This is a genomic window from Mesorhizobium sp. M2A.F.Ca.ET.067.02.1.1, from assembly GCF_004023285.1.
Taxonomy (GTDB): Bacteria; Pseudomonadota; Alphaproteobacteria; order Rhizobiales; family Rhizobiaceae; genus Mesorhizobium.
Window position 1 is genome coordinate 1 of sequence record NZ_RZSB01000789.1, and the last position, 2,696, is coordinate 2,696.

Below are 2,696 nucleotides of genomic sequence, written 5' to 3' on the forward strand. Positions count from 1 at the left end.
CTCTTGGCGAGGTCGCTGACTTCGATGGTGATGTGATCGATCATTATGTGTTCGGGAAAGGTTGTCGAGCGCCGATGATGGGCTGTTGCACGAACCTAGCAATCGAAGCGACATCGGGTGAGGATGCTCGACGAAGAACTGTCGAAACATTCCTCACCCTATACGCCATACCGGCTACTTTTTCCGAGACGGCTCATTTCTTGTATCACCGTATCCGGGTTTTGGTACCCGCTCTACGGTGGTGGTATTGGGCCGGCGTTCTGCCACTTTGACTGGCACAAATTGACCGGATTTGGAGTCTCTGCCGACGTCGAAGGTTTTACGCTCTTTGTTTGACATATCCACGTCCTCATACCTTTCATGTGCCGAAGCTACCTCGACTCCAAGGAAGACGTTCCCTTATAATGACCTTGCTACAGGAGAGGGAAATCAACCTCTTCGCCCCGCGTCGGCTCCGGCCTTTTCGCGGTATCCAAAGCCGGCTCATCGAGCCGGCTTTGGTATTCCAGTCATGTTGTGCAGATTCGAAATTGCTGCCCTAACTTGAGGCGGAATAGGACGTTGTTCGGAAAGTCCGAGGTTTTTCACGCGATTCTCGGCCGCGCTTCGGCTGACTGCGAAGAACGTCATAATTTCCGAAATTTCAAAGAAGTCCCGAACTAGCGCTTCTGGCATCAAAAACGCAGCGGCGAATGCGTTCGCCTGCCACTCTGCGCTCGCAAACTCCGGCAATTCTTTCATTTTGGAGTATCGGATTGGAGCCCGATCCAACGGAACCGCAGACTTGTGAAGAACCAAATGCCCCAACTCATGGGCCGCTGTCCACCTACCTCGTCCTTCAAAGTTCGCGGCGGATTGATAACTTGTTGCGGACAGCACTACGCAAGGCGGATCGAATTCCGTGTATCCTTCAGCTCCGTCCATTTGATAGTCATCTTTGACAACCAATGCGAAATCGCCAAATAGCCTTGGCATCTCGTTTTCAAGGACGCCGATCATATCGGGAGCTTGGCAGGTGGTTGGTATCCGCAATGCCTCGCGCCATGCCGCAGCAAGTATCTCAATTTCGGTGCGGCGTTTTGGAGGGACGCAGTAATCGTGGCTCATATTTTTAATCTCCTGGAAGATCCGCATCGAGTTTTCGTATCTCGTCAGGAGACATCTTATTGATCTTCCTGAACAATCTTCTCGCAAGCGCGGCTCTTTCTTTATTGACGGGTGTGAATCGAATGACATTCGCACGGGCGTCAGCCAGTGCCTGAAGGTGTTTTCTCGTCACTAGGTCCAGTTTCAGCCAATCTCCGAATTTTTCGACATAGCCTTCTGGAACCTGCTTTCCTCCTGTTTCAACGGCAGAGATAAACGACGGAGAACATTCGAACTCCCTTGCCTGATCGATCATCCGCAACTTTCGAGCCATTCTGATTCCTCGGCACGCGGACCCAAATGCCGTCAGAGTCTTTTCCGACATATTTTGCTTCCTTTCCTTTTTCACCTGCAGGTGAAACGCTCCCTCAAAAAAATACCCCTGCCGCGTTAGCGGCAGGGGGGCTAATCCTCAGCTGCACCCGCTCGTCGAACCACACGTATCGCACTTCTCGCAGGTGCCGTTTCGCACCATGGTGAAATTGTGGCACTCGGAGCATTCGTTGCCGGTGTAGCCCTGGAGCAGCGACTGCTGGCGGCGGGTCGCGGCGAGCTTCTTCGCCTCGGCCGCCTCGTTGGCGGCGGCGTCGGTGAAGAGAGCTTCGGCGCCGCCGGCGGCCTCGGCTTCTTCTTCCACCATGTCTTCGGCCAGTTCCCTGGCGCGCTCCTCATAGTCGCGCTTGTAGGCGAGCGCTTCGTCGCTGGCTGGCTTCAGCGCCAGCACGTTGGAACCGGCGAAAGCGGTCGGCGCGGCGCGGGCAGGGGTGATGGTAGCGGGAGAGGGACTTGAACCCCCGCCAAAGCAGCCCTTTGGCTCGCTGCCGATGCCCGAGACCAGCTTCACCGGCGAAGCGCCGCGATAGAGGCCCTTGGAGAAGGGCGTCGCCTTGCCTTCGGTGATGCCGCGGCCGAGCGCCGTCTTGTCGAAGTCCGACTGGTCGACATGGGCGAGGTCGTGGCGGCCGAGATAGGAGACGGCGAGCTCGCGGAACACGTAGTCGAGGATCGACGTCGCGTTCTTGATCGCGTCGTTGCCCTGCACCATGCCGGCCGGCTCGAACTTGGTGAAGGTGAAGGCCTCGACATATTCGTCGAGGGGCACGCCGTACTGCAGGCCGAGGGAGATAGCGATGGCGAAGTTGTTCATCATCGCACGGAAGGCAGCACCCTCCTTGTGCATGTCGATGAAGATCTCGCCGAGACGACCGTCATCGAATTCTCCGGTGCGGAGATACACCTTGTGGCCGCCGACGACGGCCTTCTGCGTATAACCCTTGCGGCGGTTCGGCAGTTTTTCGCGGTCGCGGTAGAGACGCTCGATGACGCGCTCGACGATCTTTTCCGTCACCTGCACGGCGCGCTGCGCGGCGGGTGCCGCGATCAGCTGCTCGACCGCCTCGTCCTCGTCCTCCTCGCCATCGGCGAGTAGCGAGGCGTTGAGCGGCTGCGACAGCTTCGAGCCGTCGCGATAGAGCGCGTTGGCCTTCAGCGCCAGCTTCCAGGACAGCATGTAAGCGTTCTTGGCGTCCTCGACCGTCGCCACGTTCGGC

The 2,696-nt window shown here is 57.5% G+C and carries 3 protein-coding genes and 1 pseudogene; 1 reads left to right on the forward strand and 3 read right to left on the reverse strand.

Going from position 1 to position 2,696, the window contains the following annotated elements; all coding sequences use genetic code 11:
• The coding region (locus tag EOA28_RS39695) for a hypothetical protein (protein ID WP_210214982.1) at positions 1 to 272 on the forward strand (272 nt) is incomplete at its 5' end.
• Between the two features lie 211 nt (positions 273 to 483).
• On the opposite strand, the gene EOA28_RS31805 is transcribed toward EOA28_RS39695, so the two are convergent.
• The 3 genes and pseudogenes from EOA28_RS31805 to EOA28_RS31810 form a co-directional block, all read right to left on the reverse strand.
• Positions 484 to 1,134, reverse strand: a complete 651-nt coding sequence (locus EOA28_RS31805; RefSeq protein WP_210214983.1) for an ImmA/IrrE family metallo-endopeptidase — start codon at positions 1,132 to 1,134, stop codon at positions 484 to 486.
• Entirely contained in the window at positions 1,112 to 1,402 is a 291-nt protein-coding gene (locus EOA28_RS39700; RefSeq protein WP_210214984.1) for a hypothetical protein, read from the reverse strand. Before EOA28_RS39700 ends, EOA28_RS31805 begins: the two co-directional genes overlap by 23 nt.
• 156 nt (positions 1,403 to 1,558) lie before the next feature.
• A pseudogene (locus tag EOA28_RS31810) lies at positions 1,559 to 2,696 on the reverse strand (vitamin B12-dependent ribonucleotide reductase); the annotation flags it as partial.